General features: G+C 57.0%; 21 protein-coding genes. 17 read left to right on the forward strand and 4 right to left on the reverse strand.

Features of this window, described 5'->3' with window-relative positions:
• The first annotated feature begins 54 nt into the window (after positions 1-54).
• The 4 genes from BM438_RS20190 (at position 55) to BM438_RS20205 (ending at position 2,609) form a co-directional block, all read left to right on the forward strand.
• Positions 55-945, forward strand: coding sequence for a LysR family transcriptional regulator (locus BM438_RS20190; RefSeq protein ID WP_093636673.1), 891 nt, complete (start codon positions 55-57; stop codon positions 943-945).
• 155 nt (positions 946-1,100) lie between these two features.
• On the forward strand, positions 1,101-1,508 hold the full coding sequence (locus BM438_RS20195) for an ACT domain-containing protein (RefSeq protein ID WP_093636675.1): 408 nt from the start codon (positions 1,101-1,103) through the stop codon (positions 1,506-1,508).
• A 146-nt stretch (positions 1,509-1,654) separates the two neighbouring features.
• Positions 1,655-1,906 carry a hypothetical protein gene (locus tag BM438_RS20200; RefSeq protein ID WP_093636678.1) on the forward strand — a complete coding sequence of 84 codons (252 nt, stop codon included), beginning with the start codon at positions 1,655-1,657 and terminating at the stop codon, positions 1,904-1,906.
• A 193-nt stretch (positions 1,907-2,099) separates the two neighbouring features.
• Entirely contained in the window at positions 2,100-2,609 is a 510-nt protein-coding gene (locus tag BM438_RS20205; protein WP_054033822.1) for a hypothetical protein, read from the forward strand.
• Positions 2,610-3,288: 679 nt separating this feature from the next.
• Here the strand turns inward: BM438_RS20205 and BM438_RS20210 are convergent.
• Positions 3,289-4,263: an alpha/beta hydrolase family protein gene (locus tag BM438_RS20210; RefSeq protein WP_093637165.1), complete on the reverse strand. Its 975-nt coding sequence runs from the start codon at positions 4,261-4,263 to the stop codon at positions 3,289-3,291.
• 96 nt (positions 4,264-4,359) lie between these two features.
• Here BM438_RS20210 and BM438_RS47010 point away from each other — a divergent pair, with 96 nt between their 5' ends.
• Positions 4,360-4,587, forward strand: coding sequence for a VOC family protein (locus BM438_RS47010; RefSeq protein WP_408372896.1), 228 nt, complete (start codon positions 4,360-4,362; stop codon positions 4,585-4,587).
• Positions 4,588-4,659: 72 nt separating this feature from the next.
• On the opposite strand, the gene BM438_RS20215 is transcribed toward BM438_RS47010, so the two are convergent.
• Positions 4,660-5,367: a hypothetical protein gene (locus BM438_RS20215; RefSeq protein WP_093636684.1), complete on the reverse strand. Its 708-nt coding sequence runs from the start codon at positions 5,365-5,367 to the stop codon at positions 4,660-4,662.
• 310 nt (positions 5,368-5,677) lie between these two features.
• Entirely contained in the window at positions 5,678-6,532 is an 855-nt protein-coding gene (locus BM438_RS20220; protein ID WP_093636687.1) for a class II glutamine amidotransferase, read from the reverse strand.
• 274 nt (positions 6,533-6,806) lie between these two features.
• On the opposite strand from BM438_RS20220, the gene BM438_RS20225 reads away from it, so the two are divergent.
• From BM438_RS20225 to BM438_RS20250, 7 genes are all read left to right on the forward strand, one after another.
• Positions 6,807-7,946 carry a porin gene (locus tag BM438_RS20225; RefSeq protein ID WP_093636690.1) on the forward strand — a complete coding sequence of 380 codons (1,140 nt, stop codon included), beginning with the start codon at positions 6,807-6,809 and terminating at the stop codon, positions 7,944-7,946.
• Positions 7,947-8,025: 79 nt separating this feature from the next.
• Positions 8,026-9,603 carry an ABC transporter substrate-binding protein gene (locus BM438_RS20230; RefSeq protein WP_093637168.1) on the forward strand — a complete coding sequence of 526 codons (1,578 nt, stop codon included), beginning with the start codon at positions 8,026-8,028 and terminating at the stop codon, positions 9,601-9,603.
• Positions 9,604-9,642: 39 nt separating this feature from the next.
• A complete protein-coding gene (locus tag BM438_RS47015) occupies positions 9,643-9,897 on the forward strand; it encodes an ABC transporter ATP-binding protein (protein WP_143131727.1) in 255 nt (84 codons plus the stop codon).
• Between the two features lie 47 nt (positions 9,898-9,944).
• Complete coding sequence (locus BM438_RS20235) at positions 9,945-10,694, forward strand: nicotinamidase (RefSeq protein ID WP_093636693.1); 750 nt, start codon at positions 9,945-9,947, stop codon at positions 10,692-10,694.
• A 96-nt stretch (positions 10,695-10,790) separates the two neighbouring features.
• Positions 10,791-11,186: a nuclear transport factor 2 family protein gene (locus BM438_RS20240; protein WP_093636697.1), complete on the forward strand. Its 396-nt coding sequence runs from the start codon at positions 10,791-10,793 to the stop codon at positions 11,184-11,186.
• Between the two features lie 156 nt (positions 11,187-11,342).
• Positions 11,343-11,753: an ASCH domain-containing protein gene (locus BM438_RS20245; RefSeq protein WP_093636700.1), complete on the forward strand. Its 411-nt coding sequence runs from the start codon at positions 11,343-11,345 to the stop codon at positions 11,751-11,753.
• Positions 11,754-11,798: 45 nt separating this feature from the next.
• Positions 11,799-12,395 carry a GNAT family N-acetyltransferase gene (locus BM438_RS20250; protein ID WP_093636703.1) on the forward strand — a complete coding sequence of 199 codons (597 nt, stop codon included), beginning with the start codon at positions 11,799-11,801 and terminating at the stop codon, positions 12,393-12,395.
• Between the two features lie 337 nt (positions 12,396-12,732).
• On the opposite strand, the gene BM438_RS20255 is transcribed toward BM438_RS20250, so the two are convergent.
• Positions 12,733-12,981: a dihydrofolate reductase gene (locus BM438_RS20255; RefSeq protein ID WP_425270742.1), complete on the reverse strand. Its 249-nt coding sequence runs from the start codon at positions 12,979-12,981 to the stop codon at positions 12,733-12,735.
• A 168-nt stretch (positions 12,982-13,149) separates the two neighbouring features.
• On the opposite strand from BM438_RS20255, the gene BM438_RS44900 reads away from it, so the two are divergent.
• The 5 genes from BM438_RS44900 (at position 13,150) to BM438_RS20280 (ending at position 18,813) form a co-directional block, all read left to right on the forward strand.
• Positions 13,150-13,638: a hypothetical protein gene (locus tag BM438_RS44900; RefSeq protein ID WP_143131728.1), complete on the forward strand. Its 489-nt coding sequence runs from the start codon at positions 13,150-13,152 to the stop codon at positions 13,636-13,638.
• 126 nt (positions 13,639-13,764) lie between these two features.
• On the forward strand, positions 13,765-14,073 hold the full coding sequence (locus BM438_RS20265; RefSeq protein ID WP_093636708.1) for a hypothetical protein: 309 nt from the start codon (positions 13,765-13,767) through the stop codon (positions 14,071-14,073).
• A 142-nt stretch (positions 14,074-14,215) separates the two neighbouring features.
• A complete protein-coding gene (locus BM438_RS20270) occupies positions 14,216-14,746 on the forward strand; it encodes a GNAT family N-acetyltransferase (protein ID WP_093636711.1) in 531 nt (176 codons plus the stop codon).
• A 273-nt stretch (positions 14,747-15,019) separates the two neighbouring features.
• Positions 15,020-16,246, forward strand: coding sequence for a hypothetical protein (locus BM438_RS20275; RefSeq protein ID WP_093636715.1), 1,227 nt, complete (start codon positions 15,020-15,022; stop codon positions 16,244-16,246).
• Positions 16,247-16,263: 17 nt separating this feature from the next.
• Entirely contained in the window at positions 16,264-18,813 is a 2,550-nt protein-coding gene (locus BM438_RS20280; RefSeq protein ID WP_093636717.1) for an ATP-binding response regulator, read from the forward strand.
• The last annotated feature ends 5 nt before the right edge of the window (positions 18,814-18,818 follow it).

The raw sequence follows: 18,818 nt of genomic DNA on the forward strand, positions 1-18,818 counted from the left end.
GACAGGCAAAAGATGGTTTTTCAAGGGGTGTTGAATATCCTACAATACCTCCCTATGTCCAATATCCCTCCACTCACAGCGTTGCGCGCCTTCGAGGCGGCGGTGCGGCTCGGCGGCTTCGCCCGCGCGGCGGCCGAGTTGAATGTCTCAACCAGCGCCGTGAGCCATCAGATCCGCGGGCTGGAAGAGTCGCTCGGCGCGCGCCTGTTGGAGCGCAGCACGGGCCTCGGCGGCATTCGCCTGACACCGGCGGGGGCCAGCCTGTTGCCGGCGGCGAGCGGCGCGCTTTCGCTGCTGGAAGAGGCCTGTGCGCAGATCAAAGGCGTCGCCAGACGGCTGACCGTGTCGGCAAATGTGCCGTTCTCGACGATGTGGCTCGCTCGCCGTCTTGCCGAGTTTTCCGCCAGCCATCCGGACACGCCATTGAACGCCATCATTCAGGATGGCGAACCAGATTTTGCTGGACACGCCATCGACCTCGCCGTCGTGCACGTACCTGAACGCGCGCTGCGTCCGGATGACGTCGTCCTTTTGCGGGAGGATGTGTTTCCGGTGTGCAGTCCTGAGCTGCACCCATTCGCATCCAAGGCGGTTTGTCGTTGTCGCCTGCTTCAGGAGGTGCACGAGAATGCCCCTGAAATCGATTGGCGTAGCTGGTCGGGGGAGTTCGGTCTGCCAGACGATTTTGAAACGAAGATCGTTCGCTATAGCAGCTTCAGCCAGGTGATTGGTGCGGCAGTCGGAGGCGCTGGACTGGCGCTCGGACGCTCGCCGCTGATTGACCCGGAACTGCGCAGTGGGCGTCTGGTACGCCTCTTTCCTGTTCTGTCCCGACCGGCTTCCTGGCGCTTTGTCTTGCGTCGCGGACCAACGCGCAGGCATCGAATGCTTGATACCTTGATCGAGTTTCTTCGCGCGGAGGCGACAGCGCACGGCGATGTTTAATCGGTGCGCGCAGGTGGTGTGCTGCCCGAGACACCGCGTTGCGTGATGTCCTGACACAATCGATCGCCTGAACCTTTGTCCGGTGCGGTTTAAACGACGGCCCCTAAGCTAAACGAAGCCCGAGTGGCTCAGAACAATGCTGCACAGGAGATTACATGAACCCAGTTTCCGATCTTTCTGTTTTACTGAAAACCTTGGAGCCGGCGCTTAACCCGGGCGTGTTTGTGTTTGCTTCGGTCAAGGACGGTCATGCCATTGACCCAGCCGTCATCGTGGCGTCAATCCGGGAGCCGGAGGGCTTGTCGGTAATTACGAGTGAGGCAGACGCGGCGATCAGCGGCTTGAATCCGTTGTTCAAATGCGCGTGGATTACGTTGACCGTGAATTCAGCCTTGGAGGCGGTCGGATTGACCGCAGCATTCGCCACTGCATTGGGGCGTTCCGGCATCAGTTGTAACGTGGTAGCGGGCGCATACCACGATCATATTTTTGTTCCTCTCGAATCGGCACAGACGGCGATGCATGTACTTCATCAATTGCAGAAGGATGGCGGCATCGCGTAACAGCTAGCAAATGGTGTTCAGTTTGTTCGAATAGAGAATCAAGAAAGTCACCGACGGACGCGAACCGGTCAGGAAGGGATACTCGACCTAGGCACATGGATCGTTGACGATTGGTATCGTGTTAAAACGAAGCAACGGAGCGTGCGATGAACAACTCGAAGAAGTTCGCTCTCATTGCCGTGGCATTCACGGCATTCGGTCTGTATAAACTGTTTGTGGTCTTTCAAGACATGCAAACTGGTTGCATCCAGTTCCAAACTCATCAGACATGCAGCTACGAAAATGCGGAGAATTTTCAAGGCTTGCTCGATCTCGAACTGATGTTCGCATGCGGTTGGGCTGCGGGTGCGGTGGTCTGTTGGATGGTCGCTGCACAGGCGAAAAAGAAGGAGCGTTAACTGCCTCTGGCGCTTGGCTGCCGGCAATACAGGAGGAAGGGCCTATGCCATAAGCCCCTTGTCTACGTTTGGCCCATCCGTTGGATATCGTGCCTTGAGGGCGCCCCATAGACTGGTCTCGTCCCGGGTGGTCCGGGGTGCATTGGGCCGCATGTCGCCCAATGCTTCACGTATGTCGATTGGGGCTCATATCATGTCAGAAATCCAACTCTTCGCATCGCGCAACGACTACTACAGTTCGCAAACCGAGGCCGGCGACCGCAGAATTCTTCGCCGTTATGGCTGGTGTGCGGCGGCCAGCGTGCTGTGGACGAAGAACGCGCTCGATCCTGCTGTCGCACCTAAGGACTCCAATCCGGACAAGTTGCGCACAGGCATCTTGCAAGTGAAGTACCGCTGGAACGTGGGAACCGAACGAGAGGCGACGCTCGACCTCCTGCAGCAGGCAGATCTGCAGGGTGCTCAGGTGGGCGATCAGGTGTCGCTCACGGCATTGTTCGGAATCGTCTTGGCCACACCAGGGGTGTACCTGATCACCAACGATACCCACGTGATGGCGGTGGACACGCGCGTCGGGCGGCTGGACTTCTACGACATCGAGGAGGGTCTGTTCCAATATGGCAGCACGGCTGAATTGGAACAGGGCATAAGGGCACGTTATCAGGATCCGCGTTGGGACGTTTACAGCGTCGCGCATCACTGAGTCGCCGGGAAACTCAAGCGGCCGTCACTCTTGTGCCGGCCTGCGCACTTGCCTCGAATTTTTGTGGCTTATGTGCGATTCGGGAGCGCTCGGTCACAAGCTGCTGATCGATTGTCACTGCCGAATCGTCGACAACCGTTCAACATGCTACTTCTACCACTACGAATGGCGATTACCGGTGGTCCATGCGACTGAAAATATCGAAGATCGGGGTTGGACTTGCAGGAGCCATAGTCGCGTTCATGGCAACTTCAGCATTGGCGCAGCTAGCCGGGCAATGGGTATGACACCGCCTACGGACCGCTCAAAAGGACGTGGAGTCACGTTCAACCTCGTTCAGGATTGTTCTGCAGTGTCGGGAACGTGGGATGAATTTTCTACCAAAGGTAACGGTGGACTGCATCGAGCGTTCGCGATATCGACCGACGGTCACTGGGGATATTCAGCGGATGCAACTGAGGTTTCTGGTGATAAGCGGGCGGCAGAGCAGCGTGCAATTTCAATTTGCCAGATATTGGCGAAGACGGAATGTTTCATTTATGCGCTGGACAACCGTATCGTTTGGCATGGTGCCGATGGGAGTCCAGAGCCGTCAGCCAACCGTTGACGCGAATCTCGAAAGGCGACGGTCAACGACCTCATGACTCGCGGTGTCGGCGCACGAAAGACGAGAAGTTTTCTATCGCAACCTTGCCTGGAAAAACTGCACCACATCGGCGTTGAATTGTTCATGGAACGCCGCGCGGTCGAAGCCCGGCAGGCTGTCGCAGACTTCTGGCTTCTTCCGGGACAGACCCGCGTCACAGGGTGGCAGGAAGTCGTAATGGCCTGCGTTGGCGACCACGTGGTATTCGGGCGTTCGGGGCAGGTCGGCGCGTATGGCCTCATCGTAGTACGGGTGCGGCTGATGACGATCCTCGGCAGCTCGCCAGAGCTGGATCGGAGCGCGCACGCTGCTTAGCCCTGCGCGGCCGAACGCGAAGCCGAACGCGGGCGCGGCGATGACCACAGCCTTGATGCGCGAGTCGTGGATCCAGGCACTGGCCGGAACATCGGCGCCGACATGGGGATCGACGCCGGCATGCCTCAGAGCAGCGCACAGATCATGATCAGCGTGTGCCTCGCAATATGGGGCGATCTCCGGCAGGTCCGGGACCCCGCCTGCGGCCACGAGCACGGTGAAGCCGCCGTTGGAAAAGCCGAACGCGCCAATGCGGGCCGCGTCCAGCCGCTGGCGCCAACGCCACTCGTCGAGCATGTAGTCAACCAGCCGGCTAAGCTGGGCGGGACGGCGCCACAACTGCAAGACGCCGCTCTGGTCATCGAAAGTGTCGCCGGCGTGACTGACCGCCGCCACCACGAAACCCGCGTGAGCCAAGGCGAGAGCCGTGTCGTAATGGCCGCCATACCACCCTGCGCCGCCATGCGACATCACCACCAGCGGCAGTTGTTGGCCGATGATCGGAGCATCCGGCGCCACAGTCTGGGTGAAATTGCCCAAGGCGTGCGGTGTCGCCGACGCGTTAGTCGGGTACCAGATTCCGGCAGTTAGCGGCGGCTCGGCACCATTGGTTATCTTGACCTCCTCGAAGCCGACATCGGCGGCGAGGGCCGGCGCGGCAACAAGGGCCAAAAGGATGGCGATCATGGCCATCAATTTCACAGTTGTCTCCTTTGTTGTCGTCGCTCAGGCCGAATCCAGATGCAGATCGAGCTACGATAACTCATTCTGAAGAAGGACAAAGCTGAACTGCATCTGTCGCAGAACAAGAACCATAAAGCATCGCTAAATAACGTAGCCCACCTCATGGTCGAAGACGCAACTGTCCTTTATGAGCACTGCACGACCCACAACGTTCGGATCATCAAGGCCTTGCGCGATGCTGACTTCGGGCTCAGGTGTTTCGTGCTGGCAGATCCTGATGGGAATCGCATCGATATTGGCCAGGTTCTCCCAAACCCCGGGGGCACGGCCTGATCGCTGCAGATGAACGCATGACTGGTGGAAAAGCGGTGGATGCGCGATTGACGTGACGACGTCGATCGCGCATTACGCCTGCACGTCGATCAACACACCGAGCGGCCGCCATTGAACCCCCTTCGTCTCGTCTGACAATCCGTCGAGCACCGCAACTAGCGAGACTTTCGCGTTCGCATCCTGCGCGAGCGTCGTGACGTGATCCCGTAACGCCTGATTCAATTGTCCGATTGCGGCTGTCATCGGGTCGCCTGACTCTGTGACAGCGCTCGGTGTGTTTTCGAAATCGTCGATATCGAAATCCCATTCGTCCGTATCGTTATCGTCGTCGCTTACCACCGTGCGGGACGTCTTCGCCAGATCGGCAATCTGAGCGCCGAGATCGCGATAGCCGCTTACGGCCGAACTGGATGGCTGGATATCTGTTGCGGGGGAAAGCGCGTCTTTCGTTTCCTTACCCGACGTGCTCAGGCCGTTAGCCACGGCAATTGACCGCTGCAGCTCGAGCGCCTGATAGAGCGCCGCGACCAGTGACGTGCTCGAGGCACTCACACGCCTGTGCAACAAGGCGTCGGAGTCGTCGTTGGTGCTGTCGCTGATGGCTAAGCCCGTTGATGCATCGATGCCGAGCCGCGTCAACGTCTGCTTGAGTGCTGTTATCAGTGCATCGTTGCTGCGGTCGGACGTGCTGGCTGTCGACGATGCATCCTTTGATGGAGGAGGCTCGGGTGGTGGCGGTGTGGTGACTGACGTGTTCGTGTTGATCGGATCAGGCGACATGGGCTGACGCTTCCTTTGTCCCGCGCTTGGCGAGACGGTCGAAAATCGAATGCACGGTAGCGACGTGCAATCGAGTTATCGGGACCATCGCGCGAGACTTGATGTTTTGTAAGTGCGCGAAAGGAAGCCAGCCGTGCTTGTCCAGAGCAATAGAGTGATAGAAGAGCTTATGCCCACAAATAAGGCGCCTGTCCCAGCCAATGTCACCTTCGTGTTCCTGGCGTCTCGATCAAGAATCCCTTGCGTTAGTCGAAGGTGGTCGGCGCGACGCTGAAGTGCTGGTCGACAGCTTCCAGGGCGCAACGCCAAATCATCCCATCGAGACAACCGGTGTGCCCGATGTCTCGGAAGGTGCATATCGCGCGGTAGCAAGTACCTGAGGCGGCACAGGGACGTGTGCGCGTCTGACCAGGGATCCTGCGCGAAACATGAGCAGATCGCCCGGCTGGCACGTGGTCCATGCTTCATCGGTGAGTGGTGTCGTCGCGATCACTGCCGTGCAGTCTTCCGAGGTCGCATAGGCAGAGAAGTCGACCGACATATCGGCATCGACGAGTCTCGCGCTTGAGAACGGCCAGCGACGCATCACGTAGGCCAGTCGCGTGGAGCAGTAGGCAAACTGCGATTGTCCGTTCGACAGCAGGAAGTTGAAAATTCCATAGTGGTTCAGGTTGCGAGTAATGTCCTCTACGACATTGAACAGCTCGTCCGGCGTGGTATCCCTATCGACGCCACGCTTGTGGATCACATTCATGATCGTGCAAAAGGCCGTTTCGCTATCGGTTGTTCCCACCGGCGCGTAAGGACCGGACACCCACCAGTTTCGCTCCCGCAGGTCACCGTTATGTGCGAACACCCATTGCTGTCCGTTATGTTCGCGCATGAAGGGATGGCAATTCTCGGCGCTGGCGCCACCTTGCGTCGCTTTCCGGATGTGCGCGATGACATTGCGCGATTTGATCGGATAACGCTTCACAAATTCGGCCATGGGCGAACGGCAGGCAGGTTTGTCGTCGATGAATAAGCGGCATGCCCGCTCCTCATAAAACGCGATTCCCCATCCATCCACATGGTGATCGGTCAGACCGCCTCGCGCCGCAAATCCCGTGAATGAAAAGGTCACATCGGTCGGCTCAGCACAACTGAGAGCAAGGAGTTGGCACATGGGTAAAGTTATGTAATGGGCGGTAAGAATTAACTATTGCATTCGAAACGATAAACGAATGCTACCTTTCCTAATTAGTCTTCAAAATAGAACGTTATTTCAAATTGATCTATTTGAACGAAGGGTTTTAGTTTTTTCTTCTCCCGGCCCCGCGATACAGTGATTCCCGTTCCCCGATGGACGGGAATGCAGCTCCGAACCCGGTGTGCAGCGCATTGCGGCATCACGCGGGTTCCGGTCTGGCTTCTATGGGATCCACACAAAAATATCGCACATGAAATCAAGATTCTTTTTCGGGTTTGGAGTTTTAGGGATGACTGCGATGCTGGCAACATCGGCGGCGCGAGCGGACAACAGCGTGACGCTCTATGGGCGGATGGACAACGGGGTGAGCTATATAACGGACACGGGTGGGCAACACCAATACAAGATGGACAGCGGTGTTGTGTACAGCAACTACTGGGGGCTGCGCGGCACGGAAGACCTTGGTGGCGGCACACAGGCCGTATTCGACCTTCGCTCTGGCTTTCGTGTGACCGATGGTAGTTCGAAGCCCAGCAGCGGCTATATGTTCGGCAAAACTGCACTGGTGGGATTGAGCAACTGGCTCGGCACGCTGACGCTCGGCAGGCAATACGACTTCATCAACGACTACACGTCTCGCTATAACATCAGTCAGGACGGCGACGGCTATGCGATTCACCTCGGCGACCTCGACCGCATGAGCGGCGACACAATGATCAACTCGGTCAAGTTCGCAAGCAAGAGTTTCAACGGTCTGAGCGCGGGCGCGATGTATTCGTTCAGCAATACGGCCGGCAGTTTCCATACAGGTTCAGCGTGGAGTGCCGGCGTGCTTTACACCGCCGGCGCGTTCAGTGCGGCAGCGGCATACTCGCAGCTGAACAGCACGACAATCGATCCGTACAACGCGCTCGGCCTGTCGTCATTCCTGGGCACCACGACCGCCAGGGTCAGCAGTTCGACCGGTCAGCTCATGTCGCTGTATTCGAGCACCGGACTGACTGTGAGCCACCTCGATACGGGCGGGATCGGCGCAAGCTACAGCTTCGACAAGCTCACGATCAAGGCCAACACGACCCTGACCAAGATCACGTCGGCCGATGGCAATGTGTCGTCTTTCATGCACGTGTACGAAGCTGGCGGCGCGTATCAGCTCTCGCCTGCGTTGGCGCTCCGCTCGGGCTACCAGTACACGACCTTCGAGCATCACCACTGGAACGAACTGTCGGTCGGTCTCTACGAGAGTCTGTCGAAGAGTACGCGGATCTACACGTCGGCAGGTTACCTCCGCGCATCGAGCGGTGTGAATGCGGTGATCGGCTATGCATTCACCCCGTCGAGCACGCAGACACAAGCCAACGTGCGCGTTGGTATCGCCCACAACTTCTGAACTTCTGAGTGACCCTGTGCTGGACACCGGCCGTGGCACGCGTGCCGTGGCCGGGATCAAGTCAAACGAGAAATATCCAATGAAACTGCGATTCGCCGCTATTGCGTTGCTCATGGTTTTGCCGCTTGCGAGTGCCTTTGCGAAGCCGTTGGTCGTCTGCACCGAAGCCAGTCCGGAAGGATTCGACCCGGTGCGTTACAGCACGCTGACCATCACTAATGCGTCTGCCGACGTTATTTTCAACGGGCTCGTCACGTACGACGATGCCACCGGCACCGTGCAGCCAGCGCTCGCGCAGAGTTGGGACGTCAGTCAGTCCGGCGCGGTCTATACGTTCCATTTGCGTCCCAACGTCCATTTCCAGACGACCGATTACTTCAAACCGACCCGGACGTTCGATGCCGACGACGTAATCGCCACGTTCGACCGCATGCTGAATCCGGACAACGCATGGCGCAAGGCGTTGCCGACGGTGGTGATGCCGAACGTACAGTCGATGCAGATCACGAAGCTGATCAAGTCGGTCGACAAGGTCGACCCGCTGACGGTCCGCATCGTTCTCAATCATCCGGACGCCACCTTGCTGCCGATCCTGACGATGAGTTTCGCCTCGATCTATTCGAGCGAATATCTTGCGCAACTGCTGAAGACTAACGCGATCGCAGACCTGAACGCCAAGCCGGTATCGACGGGTCCGTTCGTTCTCAAGAGCTATCGTCCGGACGCGACGATCCGCTACACGGTGAACCCGGACTACTGGGGGCCGAAGCCCAAGGTCGATGGACTGATCTACGCGATTACGCCCGATCCGACCGTGCGAGCTCAACGGGTCAAGGCCGGCGAATGCGATATCGCTCTCGCGCCGAAGCCGGACGACATTGCATCGGCGCGCCGGGACCCGTCGTTGAAAGTACTCGACGTGCCCGGTTTCATGACGGCGTTCGTCGCGCTCAATACGCAGCGTCACGGTCTCGATAGTCAGGTGGTGCGCCGCGCGATCAATCTGGCCTTCGATCGCGATACGTACGTGAAGACGTTGTTCGGCACCAGCGCAGTTCCCGCGACGGATCCGTATCCCAGCAGCACGGAGGCGAAGACCGGCTATGCGTACGATCCGGCGCTCGCGAAAAAGCTGCTGGCCCAGGCGGGCATGGCGAATGGATTGAGCCTGACGATCTGGACCCGCTCGACCGGCAGCACGCTCAATCCGAATCCGAAGGTGGGCGCCGAACTGCTTCAGGCTGACCTCACCAAGGTCGGCATCGACGCACGGATCAAGACCCTGGAGTGGGGCGAGTTGCTTCACGAAATCAAGCAGGGACAATATGACCTGCTGTTCATGGGATGGGCCGGCGACAACGGCGATCCGGATAACTTCCTGTCGCCGCTATTCTCATGTGACGCTGTGAAGGGCGGTACCAACTTCCAGCGTTACTGCGATGCGTCGCTGGATGCGTCGATCGCGAGCGGGAAAGCTACCAGCACCGCGTCGGTTCGCGCGCAGGACTACGACCGTGCCGTGAAGATCGCGCACGATCAGGCGCTCTGGATTCCGCTTGCGCATCCGCTGGTGGCTGCGATCACGCGTCCGAACATCGATGGCTATCACGTCAGTGCGTTCGGCCGTGTGAACTTCGGGGCTGTGTCGATTCGGTAACAGCGTCCGGAAAACCTTCCCATATCGCTCTTTCACCGGATGACGGTCGTGCAGTTGCACGACCGTTACTGGAGACTTGCGCGCGTTTTCTCTGCGCCACGCCATCCGTATACGCAAATCTTGATGGCCGCCACGCCCAGGCTCGATTTTTCTGCCTCGCAGGAGCCGCGGCATCGAGATTGCTGGAATAGTCGGCAAATTCCCCGGACATCAAACCATTTAGCGAATTTTTGTGCGATTATTTATGCGGTGGCTTTCAGCAAGACAGGTGCCTCGAGACGCAGTATGAAATAAATTTGGCGCCTCTATGATTGTGGCTTCAATCGAAAAGGGGATTCGCCGTGGGAGAAAACCGTCGTAGGGTACTCATCAAGTCGACCGCCGCGCTCGGTCTGGTTCATCTTTGTGGCCTTGGAAGCCTGAGCGCTTTGGCAGCGTCGGCTGCATCAGGCAAACACATCACGCCCGGCAGCAAATCCGCATTGATCGTCGTGGACGTGCAAAATTGTTTCATCGATGGCGGAACGCTGCCGGTGAAAGGCGGCGCCGAAGTCGTGCCACTTATCAACGAGTTGGCTGGCAAGTTCGAGAACATTGTCATTACGCAGGACTGGCACACGCCGGGACACGCGTCGTTCGCCAGTTCCCATCCTGGTAAGAAGCCGTTCGAGACGGCCCAGTTGTCGTACGGTACACAGGTCTTGTGGCCGGATCATTGCGTGCAAGGCACTGACGACGCCGCGCTCGACAAGGACCTTAAACTGCCGACTGCGCAAGTCATCATACGCAAGGGCTTTCACAAGGACATGGACAGTTATTCCGCGTTTGAGGAAGCCGATCACAAGACAGAAACCGGCCTCTCGGGATATCTGAAGCAGCGGCATATCGACACCGTGTTTGTGACCGGACTGGCGACTGACTTCTGCGTTGCATGGACAGCAATGGACGCCCGCAAGGCAGGGTTCAAAGCTTATGTCATCGAAGACGCAACGCGTCCGATTGACCTCAACGGCTCACTTGCGGCTGCGCGAAAAAACATGGATCGCGTGGGCGTAAAGCGGATTCAGTCAAAGGATATCTTGTCGACGTGAGTGGGCGGCTCGGATCACTGCCGTGGATATCGACTGGCCGAACCGTTGAAAATCAACCTCCGAAATTCTTTTACTTTGGGCCAACACGGAAGATCTATGACAGCAGTTGTTGCTGATATCACGGCGCTGGTTCAGGAATTTTGGACACTGATGGCTTCAAACGACTTTGAGTCAGTACAGTCAGTGCTAAGTGAGCAGTTCATCCTGGAGTGGCCACAGTCGAACGAGCGCATCAGGGGCGCGACGCGCTTTGCACAAATGAACTCAGAGTATCCGGCGCAAGGACCGTGGCGCTTCACGGTGAACAGAATCGTCGCCAACACTACTCAGGAAGCGGTATCCGATGTGACCATTACCGATGGTGCCTTGACGGCGCGAGCCATCTCATTCTTCTCAGTCGAGTCTGGAACGATTACTAAAATTGTCGAATATTGGCCCGAGCCATATGCTGCGCCGGCCAATAGAGCGCATCTTGTTGAGCCCATCGACTAAGAAGCAGGATTTTCGGCTAGATCACCGGCGCCATGGTCAGATTCCACCGTTCGCCCCGCGCGCATCTCGACATGCCGATTCGAACAGGTATCTGGAGACCTATCAGGAACTCCTCCCGTTATTTCGTGCGCAGCTTCAACTGTGATGTGATACGTGATGAACAGAAGAAAGCGACTGACCTTTTGGGGGGCTGACGAAAACGACGATAGTCTTCCGCGCGCCGTCATGGACGGGCGCAAGACGGTCACTGCCGACACGGTCGCAGATTATTACAAACCATACGGAGAATATGGCGACGGCAGCTACGCGCCGGGCGACATTATCGAAGTCTACGATTTGAAGAAGCGGCTTCGCTGCATCATTAGGGCAACAAAGGTATATACGATCGAATTCTGGAACATCCCGGAAGAAGTCTGGCGTGGCGAAACATTCTCCAGTGCGGAAGAATTCCGGGAGTGCCATATCAGGTGCATGCCACACGTAGACCTGCAAGACCATTTCGAACTGGTGACGCTGCATTTCGAATTGGTCGAGGTCGTCGCGCGTGAAGTCATATCGACTTCTTGAAGTATCCTGGTGGATCAAACTCTATAACCGGTACTGAGGATAGCGATGCTTTCTGGAATGGAGCCAATACTGTTCGAAGTGGACGGCTATCGTGCCATCGAACTTGTTGATGACGACATCCCGATCATTCAAACATTTTTGGAGAACAATCCGGAATACTTCCTGTCGGCAGAAGGTTGTCTACCGACAGATAGTCAAGCCAAGGAGGAGTTCGAAAGTGAACTGCCGGAGGAATGGGCATTCACTAGCAAGCATGCGATTGGGTTTGTCGACGCGAGTGAAGAGGTGACCGGGTTTGCCACGATCGTTTCGGACCTCTTCACCGGCGGTGTGTGGCATATAGGATTGTTGATCGTGTCAACTGACAAACACGGCCAAGGTGTAGCCCGTGACTTGTACGAAGGCCTTGAGCATTGGCTGAAGGCGTCAGGAGCGAAGTGGTTGCGCCTTGGCGTCATTGCCGGCAATACGCGCGCGGAACGCTTTTGGGAGCGGAATGGCTACCTTGAAACGCGCCGCCGGTATGGCGTCGTGATGAGAGATGCCATCCAGACCGTCCGGGTCATGGTCAAGCCGCTGGGCGAAGCCGGACTAGGCGAATATCTGAATCTTGTTAGTCGGGATCACCCCGACGCCTCGTAGTAAACGGTCGATGCCCAGATCGATGACAGTTGGCACCGAACATGATTATTTCTGCCCTTTCTCCAACGATGAGTACATGCATGGATTCCATTCAATCTGCATCGTCGAGTCGAGCGCGCGGCGCTATGTTCTTTGCTGTCTTTAGCGCGGCATGGCTAACTTGGTGGTGTCTGGAGACTCACGGCGCAGCGGTCGGGATACTGGCGATGATTGCTACTGGCGGACTGGGGATTTTTTTATGGTCCCTCAAGATCGTGCTTCGACAGCGTAGCATTTCAAATGGGATCACTGGTAGCGCGGTGCGGGCATCATTCTATCGCTTAGCGCAATCGGCGCCTTAGTGTCGAGCGTTTGTGCCGCGCCACGTGGGTGAAAATGCACGACATCTACCTATTGACTCGTATGTGCGTCGTCCCATCACGACCAGGTGCCCCTCGGTCAATTGACGAAACCGCTGCTGCTCTCCGGGCACTCTCCATGGAATGTCGTTAGCCGCACCGATCACCCGATTCGCGGCCATGGCCGCCACCATTGAAATTCGCTTTCCGCTCAACATTTGCCGTCTCGCTTTTCCGTTTACGGTCATATAACGTCAGCATGCAAATCACTGACAGGCTGTGATTTTCACTCACCTGCGGAACGCACAATCTCTCAAGATATTTTGCCGGGTGCCGTAAAGGATGATTAGGCGCGCTTGCGTTTTGAGCGCGACTGCGTGTGAATTCTAATCTGCACATACCCCTAATCAATAATTATGAAATTTAGCCAAACACTTATGCTGGGTGCATGCGCGCTCGCCATCACGGGTTGCGCGGCAACCTATCAGGAACCATCTCAAGCAGACGCTGCTACTATAGTTTTTCGCAAAACAGGCGATTTCACAGCACAAGCATTTATTTATGGAGGCGCGGCTGAATGTACCGAGCGGCATCATCTTCCCGTAATGGATGCTGAGAAGGAGATCGCGCGCAAAGTTACACCAAACGCGCCATTGTCTTTCTCCATGGTCTACACAAAGAATATGCTGGTGGTCGAGAAATTCTGCGTCGACACCCTTACGTTCACACCGGAAGCCACCCACCGCTATGTCGCTCTTCTCGCGGTGACCGACGGTCGCTGTCATATCGATCTGAACGACACAGGTACTCCGGCGGCGCCACTCGCTTCCCCGGCGCCGGTTCCCAGTACGGAACACACCTGGAAGCGCGCGATGAGTGAGCAAGGCCCTTTCTGTGGGTCATAGCCGTACTTTTTGTGGTCAACGAAGCAGCGCTTTCCGTATCGGTCGCTGATCGCTGTCGTCGGCGGACGTTGGGATTGACTAACGCCATGAATTTGCGCCTTTCGTGACGACATAGGAACCAACGAGATGAGCTATGACTTGATGGTATTCGCCCCTGAGGTTGCGCCCAAAGGGGAGGCTGCCTTTCTTGAATGGTACCGGGTACAGACCCGTTGGGGCGAAGGGCATCCCGCGATTGGCAATCTGCGGCGTTACCAGCAGCCCTCGCTGACACGGCGCGGGAGCTATTCTTCCAAGGCGCGGGAGACGATCGGTTTCACGTTTCAGGGGCGGCCCTATGAATTTCAACGATACCGGTTTCGTAGTGATCGTGAGTTTGAGAGCTTCTGTCGGCTCATCACCGAGTGCGTGCGGTCAGTCACCCGTGCCGAGTGATACGACAAGAGTCAGCCGCAAATGAATGCGAGGTGCCTGTGCGAAACTCGGCCACAACCGGTCGTCGACACCTCCGCCCAGATCGCTCACAATCTCTTACGCGCGCGCCCACGGCGCAGTTCCGCATCCAAAAGAGCCTTAAATGACGGGAATATTCATCAGAACCGCAAATATCGACGATGCTCAAATGATCGCCGATTTTCATGTGAAGGTCTGGAGGCAGACCTACCAGGAGCTTGCGCCAGCGGAAGCATATGCCGTCCTCGACGAGCAATATCGTGGCAAGCAGTGGAAGGAAAAACTGTCCGCGAATGACAGCAGCCAGGTCGTGCTCATTGCTGAGATCGACGGTAGAACCGTTGGCATCGGAGCCGCCGGGAGGCCTTCAGAATCGATATTCGACGGTCGCGGCGAGATCAAATTCCTTTATGTCGATCCTGACTTCAAGCGCCGCGGCATCGGCCGCGAGTTGCTTGCACAACTTGCAACTCATTTGAGGAAAATGCACTACCAAGGAGCCGCTTTAAGCGTCGTCAAGGGAAACGAATCCGCGATCGCCTTTTACGAGACGCTAAATGGCCGGCCGGCAGGCGAGTACATCGATCCGGGACCGATGTGGCGATCGGAAAACATCGTCTTTGCGTGGGACGACGTTGCGAGTCTGATTGGTTGAGAGACGTCGTCAGAGTTCTCAAATGATGAGAAATCGACGGACTAACTTTCAATCAGAACTCCGATACGCCCACGCTTGTTGCTTCGAATCCACCCGCCGCCAGCCTCACCCCACCCCCAGCCGCAATTTCCGGTAAGTCCCGCAACTTTCGCGATGCGACCGAACAGACGGACACACCGCGCAGGATTTCTCTAGAGTTGAATGTCGGCAGTCAATCCTGACTGACGATGCTGCGCTGACTTTCCAGCGTAAGTTCAACCTAAGGGAACCCAAATGAGAACGTCTCCTCAACAGGAAATTACGATCGATTTCGATGAGCAGGCCAACTCCAGTCTGCACCCCAATAGTGCGCCTTTGACGCTCAAACACATCATTCACCCAGAAGAGATAAGGGACAACCTGTCAGCGGGCCAAGGTGGCATTGGGTTTCTGTTTCACGCTACGGACTGGGATACGCTTTCATTTTCATTTCATAATGTGAAACGCAGAAATGCGTCATTTGAAGAAGAGCTTTGGAAAGCAAAGCCTTTTATCGCATCGCCTATCTATTCGGGATCTCAGGTCATAGGGGCCAATATTGCGTGTCCAGTTCCTCTCGAGTTGTGGCTTGGGAGCCCGCGCGGTATCAAGCGGTTTCGGGAGACGCAATTTTTTCCGGCTCTGGAACTGGCAAGGCAAGCGGGATTGAGTATGGTGGCGATGGGCGCGTCCACGCCCTATGCCTGCAACTATGGCGCACTCCCCCGGCATACGAAGCCGCCCCACATCACCACGGGTCATGCCGCCACGGCCTCGATGCTGAAAGACTGGGCCATCCACTGCTGCAACGAACTTGATCTCGAATTCGGCAAGACGAAGCTCGCTCTATTCGGCGCCGCTGGGCGGCTCGGCGTCACGGCGGCTAAATACCTGCTTTACAAAGATGCACCGAAAGAGCTTGTTCTGATCGATTTGCCGGATAAGGTGAACCTGCTCAAGGAGCAAGCAAAAGAACTGCTGGCAACTGATCTGCTGGGACGAACCCGGATTTCGGTACACACCTTCAGTCCGGACACGCCGTTGCCGCAGTTCGATGGCGCAATCCTCGTCAGCAGTACCAGCGTTCCCTACCTCACGTCTTCTGACCTCAAACGGGCGCAGTTCTGGATCGATGATTCTCATCCCAGGGCAGCGAGCGTCGAGGCTGAACTCGCGTCGCGGGCCCACACGCTATATATTGAGTGTTTCGCCCGTGGCCCTGCCGGACTCAACACCGTGTTTCCGTTCAGACTGCCGACCACCCGCGATTGCTATACCTGTTTCGCCGAAGGCTACGCAGCCTGGCAGGAAGGCATTGCTTCCGATTTCATCATCGGCAGCCCTCCTGTGTGGTCCGTTTCATATACTCACGGTCTTCTGAAGAAGTACGGGTTTTCGGTCGGACCTTTTCACGGTAAAGACGGTTCGGCGATCATCCAGAGTACCCAGCGTCGTGGCAAACACGAACTGATAGGGTCGTGAACGTCATTGGAGGCCAGATGGTGATGCCGCGCGAGAGCATGCGGGATTTGCTGGAACGAAGCCGGCTTGCAATTCGATGGGGAGGCATACTTGGCCTCCTGTGCCACCCCATTTACTACGTCGTCTGGACCTATGTCCTGCCGCAGCCGTACGACAACCTCTTCCTCCGGTTGAGTGCGGCTGTCATCTGCATTCCCTTGATCTTTCAGGCGCGTTGGCCAAGGCGATTTAACAATTACCTGCTGATCTACTGGCATTGTTGCTTGATCTACGTATTGCCATTCGTTTGTACTTTCCTCGCGATCAGAAATTCATTCTCCACTATGTGGATGATGACCGAGGTCATGATGCTTTTCATCATGGCGCTGTGTATCGACAACCCGCTTTTGCTGATGGGCTGCATAGGCATCGGCATTCTTTCCGGTTCGCTGGCTGCGGTGGTCAGCTCACCGGCTCCGATCGTTCTAAGCGCGGCCAACCAGTCGGATCTCGCCGTGCTGCCCGTCGTGGTCTTGTGCAGCATGGCTTTCAGCTATGCGATCAGCAAAGGGCGCATCTTTGTCGAAAGAAATCGAGCATTGCAGGCCCTTGCGGGCTCGATCGCCCATGAAATGCGTAATCCCCTCAGCCAGCTGAAGCACGTTCTGGATCGCGTGGAAGATGCGCTGCCTGCGAGGACTGAATCCACTCCGTCGCCGGCGTTGTCGCAGGACGGGGCGGCGTTGCTCTATCGTCATCTCGCCCACGGACAACTGTCGATTGAGCGAGGCCTGCGTATCATCGCGATGACACTGGACGAAGTCAGCGCCAAACCCATCCGCTCCGACTATCTGACCTATCTGAGCGCGGCGAGTACCACACGCAAAGCGCTGGACGAATACGGTTTCAGCGATCAGAAGGAGCGCAGCAAAGTCAGACTCGTGGTGCTGGAGGATTTCACCTTCAAGGTCGACGAAACCGTCTATCTGTTCACACTGTTCAATCTGATCAAGAACGCGCTCCATCACATTGCCGCGCATCCTCTAGCGACGCTCACACTCACGGTCGAGCGGCAAACGGTGATCGTTCACGACACAGGCCCGGGTATTGCGCCCGAGATTCTGCCGCATCTGTTCGAGCCTTTCCGCACTGCTGGCAATTCGGCGGGTACTGGGCTCGGGCTCGCGTACTGCCAGCGCGCGATGCGCGCCTTCGGCGGCACCATCGGCTGCCGATCCGAAGTCGGAAAATTTACGCAGTTCACGCTGCAATTTCCGGTCGTTTCTGAAAGCGAAGTCGCGAGCCATGAGCAGAAGATTCTCGACCACGCCACGCCATTTTTCAGGGAGAAACGCATTCTTGTCGTGGACGACGACGCCGGTCAGCGGGCGAGAACCCGTCGTGCGCTGTCGAAGGTCGGCGCGGACGTGAGCGAAGCCGCAGACGGCGAGACGGCGCTGAACATGCTTCGACAGGCAACGCCGTGGGACCTTGTGCTGATGGACATCAACATGCCGGGTCTGGACGGCTACACGACCACCGAGAAAATCCGCGCTGGCCGTCAAGAACCTAACTGGAATGTCCTGATCGTCGCTTATACGGCAGAGCCAAGCAATGTGGCGCGCGTCCTTGCACGGCAAGCCGGCATGGACGGACTCATCAGCAAATCCTGCGGCGTGGTGGAATTGGTTGGCACCTTGCAGACGATCTTCGAAAACGGCAAACAGCATCATTCGAAACAGAGCTTCGATGGGTTCGCCGGCAAAACGATCCTGGTGGCGGACGACGACACCTACAGCGGGCTGGTTGCCAAAAGTTATCTGGAGCGATGCGGCGCGAGCGTCGTCGAGGCCGAACATGGGCTGGCTGTGCTGGCCAGGCTGCAGGAAGACGACACTATCGATGCCATCGTGATGGACCTGAATATGCCAGGAATGGGCGGCGTGGAAACCACCACGTTGATTCGCGCCCGTGCCGATGCGTATGCCCACGTACCGGTCATTGCCTTGACCAGCCAATCCGATATGGAAGCCGTACAGGCATGTCTCGCTGCAGGCATGAACGAGGTCATGATAAAACCCGTACAGGTCGGTTCCCTGTATGCCTCCCTCGCAAGACAGTTTGCCCAGCAACGAACCTTGCATGCGCCGGCGAAGGCAGATTTATCTCAAACATTGGCCAGCCCAATCGGCAAGCCCGCCACTGTCGCGGAAGGCGATCTGCTTGACAAGAAACACCTTGAAGAGCTTATGGCGCTTGACTTGCTGGATCAGTCGTTCCTCAACGGCATTGAGCAGATTCGCGTGCTTATGGCGCAACTTACTATCAGTGTGACGGCTCGTGACCTTCAATCGGCGCGCGGAGTATTGCACCTCCTTCTTGGCGTCAGCGGCAATATCGGAGCAAAGGGGCTGCACCAATTCACGAGGCAGATTTATCCGCGAGTGGTAGAAGGCGCATGGCCTTCGGAGGCTGACTGGCTTGCGCGGATTTGCGTGTTGGGTGAGCGTTCAGCTAACGCGCTGGAGACGTATTTCGATTCGGCCAAAGCACGTCGCGATCATCGGGACGTGCTCAGCGATGGGTAACCGCC

Origin of the sequence: Paraburkholderia aspalathi (genome assembly GCF_900116445.1) — a bacterium.
Taxonomy (GTDB): domain Bacteria; phylum Pseudomonadota; class Gammaproteobacteria; order Burkholderiales; family Burkholderiaceae; genus Paraburkholderia; species Paraburkholderia aspalathi.